At 68.4% G+C, this 6,141-nt stretch carries 6 protein-coding genes and 2 pseudogenes; 5 read left to right on the top strand and 3 right to left on the bottom strand.

Annotated features, from left to right (window positions below; translation table 11 throughout):
• Nucleotides 1–171: pseudogene (locus tag ABZV00_RS37545) on the bottom strand (IS607 family transposase); the annotation flags it as partial.
• A 331-nt stretch (nucleotides 172–502) separates the two neighbouring features.
• Here ABZV00_RS37545 and ABZV00_RS37540 point away from each other — a divergent pair.
• The 3 genes from ABZV00_RS37540 to ABZV00_RS37530 all read left to right on the top strand — a co-directional run bounded on the left by ABZV00_RS37540 (nucleotide 503) and on the right by ABZV00_RS37530 (nucleotide 2,319).
• Nucleotides 503–1,174, top strand: coding sequence for a nucleotidyltransferase domain-containing protein (locus ABZV00_RS37540; RefSeq protein ID WP_355615345.1), 672 nt, complete (start codon nucleotides 503–505; stop codon nucleotides 1,172–1,174).
• Nucleotides 1,174–1,950, top strand: a complete 777-nt coding sequence (locus ABZV00_RS37535; RefSeq protein ID WP_355615342.1) for a nucleotidyltransferase domain-containing protein — start codon at nucleotides 1,174–1,176, stop codon at nucleotides 1,948–1,950. Before ABZV00_RS37540 ends, ABZV00_RS37535 begins: the two co-directional genes overlap by 1 nt.
• Nucleotides 1,951–2,019: 69 nt before the next feature.
• Entirely contained in the window at nucleotides 2,020–2,319 is a 300-nt protein-coding gene (locus tag ABZV00_RS37530) for a ribosomal protein L7/L12 (protein ID WP_355615339.1), read from the top strand.
• 85 nt (nucleotides 2,320–2,404) lie between these two features.
• On the opposite strand, the gene ABZV00_RS37525 is transcribed toward ABZV00_RS37530, so the two are convergent.
• Nucleotides 2,405–3,010: a TetR/AcrR family transcriptional regulator gene (locus ABZV00_RS37525; protein WP_355615336.1), complete on the bottom strand. Its 606-nt coding sequence runs from the start codon at nucleotides 3,008–3,010 to the stop codon at nucleotides 2,405–2,407.
• Between the two features lie 120 nt (nucleotides 3,011–3,130).
• On the opposite strand from ABZV00_RS37525, the gene ABZV00_RS37520 reads away from it, so the two are divergent.
• On the top strand, nucleotides 3,131–3,991 hold the full coding sequence (locus ABZV00_RS37520) for an SDR family oxidoreductase (RefSeq protein WP_355615333.1): 861 nt from the start codon (nucleotides 3,131–3,133) through the stop codon (nucleotides 3,989–3,991).
• 248 nt (nucleotides 3,992–4,239) lie between these two features.
• The gene (gene rox, locus ABZV00_RS37515; RefSeq protein WP_355615330.1) at nucleotides 4,240–5,667 is read left to right on the top strand and encodes a rifampin monooxygenase; all 1,428 of its coding nucleotides are present in this window, start codon (nucleotides 4,240–4,242) and stop codon (nucleotides 5,665–5,667) included.
• A gap of 103 nt (nucleotides 5,668–5,770) precedes the next feature.
• On the opposite strand, the pseudogene ABZV00_RS37510 reads toward rox, so the two are convergent.
• Nucleotides 5,771–6,141: pseudogene (locus tag ABZV00_RS37510) on the bottom strand (IS30 family transposase); the annotation flags it as partial.

Raw genomic sequence — 6,141 nt, 5'->3', positions numbered from 1 at the left:
CACCCGGGCATAGACAACCACCTGGCCCTGGGCGTCGACACTGACAACGTCCACCATGATCGTTCCCGACGGAAGACGCCGAGCGGGCACCGGCATGGTTCCCTCGCGGAACCATCGGCACGCGGTCTGTGGGTGCACCCCGTTGCGGCGCGCCCACTCAGCAAGCTTCATCAGACCGACACTAACACTCACATATTCGCATGCCTGATCACAGAATCGGGAACTGCCAACAACCCCCACTCGGAGGCCCGCTCCACCGTGACCGGGGGATCGCTGACACCACTGGCGCGGAGTTCGTCCAACAGGTCTGCCAGGTCTCGGTGGAAGTTGGACGCGACCATGCTTGCGTAGATCCACACCCAGTGCCTCCCGGAGCCATCACACCGCTGGCCACCACCATTATCCAGCTTGACGCCACCTGGTTGACGTCGCTGGATGCCATGCCGAGGTCTGCCGGAAAAGATCACGCGTGCCAGGCGGGGCTTGGGTAGCGTTGCCGAGCGTGATCGAGCTTGTCGAGCGGCATACCGTCCTCGCCGTGGTGGTCGGGTCGCGGGCGTACGGGCTGCACGGCCCGGGCTCCGACTACGACCGGCGTGGTGTGTATGCGGCACCGACCCGCGCGTTCTGGCATCTGGACAAGCCGCCCACCCACGTGGACGGGCCGGCGGCGGAGCAGTTCTCCTGGGAGTTCGAACGCTTCTGCGTGCTTGCCCTGCAGGGCAACCCGACGGTTCTGGAGGTGCTCTGGTCCCCGCTGGTCGAGACGATCACCGAGGACGGGGAGCGGTTGCTGGCGGCGCGGCGGGCGTTCCTGTCGAGTCGGGTGGCCGAGACGTACGGCAGTTACGCCCGGGATCAGCTGAAACGGGTGGCGGCCCGCCGGGAGCGCACCGGGGAGACGAATCACAAGCAGGCGATGCACATGATCCGGCTGCTGGTCGCCGGAGCGCATGTGCTGCGTACCGGGGAGGTTCTGGTCGACGTGCGGCACCTGCGCGACCGGCTGCTCGCGGTGCGGCGCGGTGAGCTGTCGTGGGACGTGGTCGGCGCCTGGGCGGCGGACCTACTCGCCGACCTCGCCGACGCCGCCGCCAGCACCGCGCTGCCGGTACAGCCCGATCGGGAAGCCGTGGACCGGCTGCTCACCGCCGTACGGGAAAGGAACCTGTAGTGACCACCGAGGTGCCGTCGTGGGCCGGCGAGGCCGCTCGCGCTCTGCCCCGCCCGCTGTTGTTCGCCACCGTCAGCGGTGCCCACCTGTACGGGTTCGCGTCTGTCGACTCCGACCTGGATCTGCGGGCCGCGCACCTGCTGTCGCCGGGTGAGGTGGTCGGGTTGCGCACCGGCCCGCAGACGTTGCAGCACACCGGCGTGCGCGATTGTGTCGAGTTGGACGTGGTCAGTCACGATCTGCTGAAGTTCGCCAAGCTGTTGAACAGCCGCAACGGGTACGTGCTGGAGCAGTTGCTGTCACCGCTGGTGGTCGTGACCACCGCGGTGCACGCCGAGCTCATGTCTCTGGCCCCGGGACTGATCACCCGTCACCACGCGCACCACTATCTCGGGTTCGCGGCCGGCCAGGAGAAGTTGTACGCGAAGACCGGGCAGCTCAAGCCCGCGCTGTACACGCTGCGGGTCCTGCTCACCGGGATCCACCTGATGCGGACCGGCCGCCTGGAGACGGACCTCGGTGTGCTCGCGACGAGGTTGGCGTACGTGCCGGACCTCATCGCCGCCAAGCGGGAGGCCGAACACGGACCGCTCCCCACTGGCGCCGCTCAGCGGCTCGCCACCGACGTGCCGCGGCTGCGCGCCGAGCTGGAGGCGGCCCGGGACGCGTCGGCGTTGCCCGACCGAGCGGACCCGGAAGCCGTGAACGCCCTGCACGACCTGGTGGTGCGGACCCGCTTGGGCGTGATGGCCGACGGCGTCGTTTCGCAGAGCTGAACCGCGACCAGTGCCGGGCGGTGGTATCGGGGTTCTCGCCAGTGTTCAATGGCGGGTATGGAGTGGATCGTGCCATTCGCCGTCGTGTTGGTGCTCGTGCTCGTGCCTCTGGTCGCCGCGAGTGGCCGCCGTTCCAACGTGGATCAGCAGGCTCGCAGGCTGGCCGTGGTCGAGCGCAAGTTGGATCTGATCATGGCCCACCTCGGCATCCGCGAGCCTGAGCCCGAGGCCCCTGGAGCGGTCCTGCAGGAGTTGCTCGCCGGCCGCAAGATCCAGGCCATCAAGATCTACCGCGAGGCGACCGGTGTCGGTCTGCGGGAGGCAAAGGACGCCGTCGAACTGCTCGCCCGGCAGCGCGGCCTGGGATGACGTTCGTCGGGCGCCTCGGACCGTGGCCCGCCCGCGAGGTCGAGTGCACTCCGCGAGACCCCGCCACGTCGGCTCAATCGTCGGACTAGCGTGGGCGCAAGCCGTTGAGTGCTGTGGTGACGACGCGGTCGGCGTACTCGGCGGTGAGCGGCCCACTGCGTTGCAGCCAGCGGTTGAGCAGGGGGCCCCAGATCATCTCCACGGCCACGTCGAGGTCGAGGTCCTCGGCGAGTTGCCCGGCCTGTTGGGCACTGCGTAGTCGTTGTCGCTTGGCTTCCTTCAACGGCCCGTCCAGGCGTTCGACGTAGACGGCGGCCAGCTCGGGGTCGTGCGCGATCTCGGTGGCCAACGCGCGCATCGGCTGGTCGTACTGCGGATCGTTCAACTCCGTGACCGTGGCGCGTAGCACCGCTGTCAGGTCGGCTTCCAGGTCGCCGGTGTCGGGCAGTACCGGAGGCTCGCCCTCGCTGGCGCTGAGGAGCAGGAAGGCATCGAAGATGACCGTGCCCTTGGATGGCCACCAGCGGTAGATGGTCTGCTTGCCGACGCCGGCGCGCGCGGCGATGCCCTCGATGCTGAGTTTGGCGTATCCGACCTCCCGGAGCAGGTCGAACGCCGCCGTGAGGATGGCCTGCCGCGAGGCCTCTTTCCGGCGGGCCGCGTTCGGCGTGGCTCGGTGCTGCGTGGTCATGCGCCGAAGGTTACCAGAAACACGAGACGGAACGTCTCGTCTTGACTGGCGAAGCGGCACGGCCTACCTTCATCGCAGAAGCGAGACGGACCGTCTCGTCTCAAGGGATGGAGATCGACTGTGCGCACCTCATCCGGCACTGCACCGCGTACCTGGTTCATCACCGGCGCCAGCCGCGGCCTGGGCCGCGCGTTCACCGTCGCGGCGCTCGAACGCGGTGATCGAGTGGTCGCCGCCGCCCGGACCATCGCCCGCGACGACTTCGACGAGCGCCACGGTGACAGGCTGCTCGTCCTGAGGCTCGACGTGACCGACCGGCCGGCGGTCTTCGCCGCCGTGGCCACCGCGGTCGAGCACTTCGGGCGGCTCGACATCGTCGTCAACAACGCCGGCACCATGTCCATGGGCATGGTCGAAGAGTTCACCGAGGCGGAGGCGCGGGCCCAGTTCGAGGTGAACGTGTTCGGCGCGCTCTGGGTCAGCCAGGCCGTTCTGCCGCACCTGCGCGCCCGACGGGCCGGGCACATCGTGCAGATCTCCAGCATCGCCGCGCTCGGCGGCTTCCCGAGCACCGGGATGTACAGCGCGAGCAAGTTCGCGCTGGAAGGTATGAGTGAGGCGCTGGCGATGGAGGCGGCGGCCTTCGGCATCAAGGTCAGCATCGTGCAGCCCGGGGGCTACTGGACCGACCTGTACACCAGCATGACCTCGACCACCCCGATGGAGGCCTATGGTCCACTGCGGGCCGAACTGGAGCGGCAGTGGGCCGAAGGTTCGATCGACAGTGAGCCCCGACTGGCCGCCGAAGCGCTGCTGAAACTGATCGACAGCGACGACCCGCCGCTGCGGCTCCTGCTCGGCAGCATGGTGTACGACCTGGCGTTCGATATCTCACGCCGACGAATGGACACCTGGGCGAGCTGGGAGAAGGTCAGCCGAACCGCCGAGCACGCCGTCCCGGCTCCCGGTGACACACACTGACTAGCCGACGGCCGGAGGGCTCCACCGTCCGGAGTGGACAACAAGAAAGGCAAGGAGTCCAACTCCTTGCCTACCTCAACATATAGCGCACCGGGGGTCTTGCGGCAAGGCCCGGGTCCTGCCGCAGAATCTCCACCCGAACGCAAAACCTGTGGAAATCAGCGATTCGCGAACTACGTGCGCTTTGTCAACGTGGCTCTCGCGTACGCCGAGCCGCCGGTGGGACTCGCGGGGCAGAGGGGGATTCCATGTTTGACGTGATCGTCGTCGGTGGTGGGCCGACCGGCATGATGTTGGCCAGCGAGTTGCGGCTGCACGGCGTGCACGCGCTCGTGCTGGAGCGGGAGACGGAGCCGGCCAGGTACGTTCGGGCGCTCGGTCTGCACGCGCGCAGTGTCGAGGTGATGGACCAGCGCGGTCTGCTGGAGCGGTTCCTCGCGCTCGGCCAGCAGTACCCGGTCGGTGGCTTCTTCGCCGGCATCCCCAAGCCGTCGCCGGCCCGGCTGGACACCGCGCATCCGTACGTCCTCGGGATCCCGCAGACCAGCACCGACCGTCTGCTGGCCGAGCACGCCGTCGAGGTCGGCGTCGAGTTCCGCCGCGGCTGCGAACTGGTCGGGCTGAGCCAGGACGACCACGCGGTGACCGCCGAACTGGCCGACGGCACGCGGCTGCGCTCGCGTTACCTCGTCGGCTGCGACGGCGGCCGCAGCACGGTGCGCAAGCTGCTCGGCGTCGGCTTCCCCGGTGAGCCCAGCCGGGTCGAGACGCTGCTGGGCGAGATGGAGGTGGCCGCGCCGGCGGAGACGGTGGCCACCGTGGTCGCCGAGGTTCGCAAGACCCAACTCCGGTTCGGTGTCGGGCCCGTGGGGGACGGGGCGTACCGCGTCGTCGTGCCCGCAGAGGGGGTGGCCGAGGACCGCGCGGTCCCGCCGACCATCGACGAGTTCAGGCGACAACTGCGGGTGTACGCGGGCACCGACTTCGGCGTGCACTCACCGCGCTGGCTGTCCCGCTTCGGTGACGCCACCCGGTTGGCCGAGCGCTACCGGGTCGGCCGGGTGCTGCTGGCCGGCGACGCGGCGCACGTCCACCCACCGATGGGCGGGCAGGGTCTCAACCTCGGCGTCCAGGACGCGTTCAACCTTGGCTGGAAACTGGCCGCCGAGATCAACGGCTGGGCACCGGAGGGGCTGCTGGACAGCTACCACACCGAGCGGCACCCGGTGGCCGCCGACGTGCTCGACAACACCCGCGCACAGAGCGAGCTGATATCCACCGAGCCGGGCCCCCAGGCGGTCCGTCGGCTGGTGTCGGAACTGATGAACTTCGAGGACGTGAACCGGTACCTCACCGAGAAGATCACCGCCATCGCAGTCCGCTATGACTTCGGCGAGGGCCATGAACTGCTCGGCCGGCGGATGCGCGACATCGGGCTGAAGCGGGGGCGCCTCTACGAGCTGATGCACGGCGGCCGCGGACTGCTGCTCGACCAGACCGGCCGGCTCTCGGTGACGGGCTGGGCCGACCGGGTCGACCACGTCGTCGACGTCAGCCAGGAACTGGACCTGCCCGCCTTGCTGCTGCGGCCGGACGGCCACGTGGCGTGGGTCGGTGACGATCAGCAGGACCTGCTCAGCCACCTACCCAGGTGGTTCGGCGCCGCCGTCAGCTGAGCCCGCAGGTGTGACTGTCCATGATCGTGCTCGATCCACGATGTAGTGGCATCCCCGGTGGGCGGTTTCAGGTGCCTGTTGCAACGAGGTGTTTGTTGAGTGCTTCGGCTGGATTTTGCCAGTTGAGGGTTTGGCGTGGTCGTCCGTTGAGTTCCCGGGCAACGGCGTCGAGATCGTCCTGGCTCCAGGTGCGGAAGTCGGTGCTTGACCTTGGGAAGTACTGGCGCAGGAGACCGTTGGAACGTTTTCGTTGCTGCCGCGTTGCCATGGGCTGTGGGGGTCGCAGAAGTAGACCTTGCAGTCGGTGGCGAGGGTGAAGACGGGGTGGTAGATCATTTCGATGCCCTGGTCCCAGGTCAGGGTTTTGCGTAGCTCGGTGGGCAGCCGGCGCATCAGGCCGGTGAGCACGTCGATGACCTGCTCACTGACCCGGGATTGGGCAAGGGCGCCGAGCATCACGTATCGGGTGGTGCG

Origin of the sequence: Micromonospora sp. NPDC005173 (genome assembly GCF_040608515.1) — a bacterium.
Classification (GTDB): domain Bacteria; phylum Actinomycetota; class Actinomycetes; order Mycobacteriales; family Micromonosporaceae; genus Micromonospora.
The sequence above is the reverse complement of the archived record's forward strand: the minus strand, read 5'-3'. Positions and strand labels throughout refer to the sequence as shown.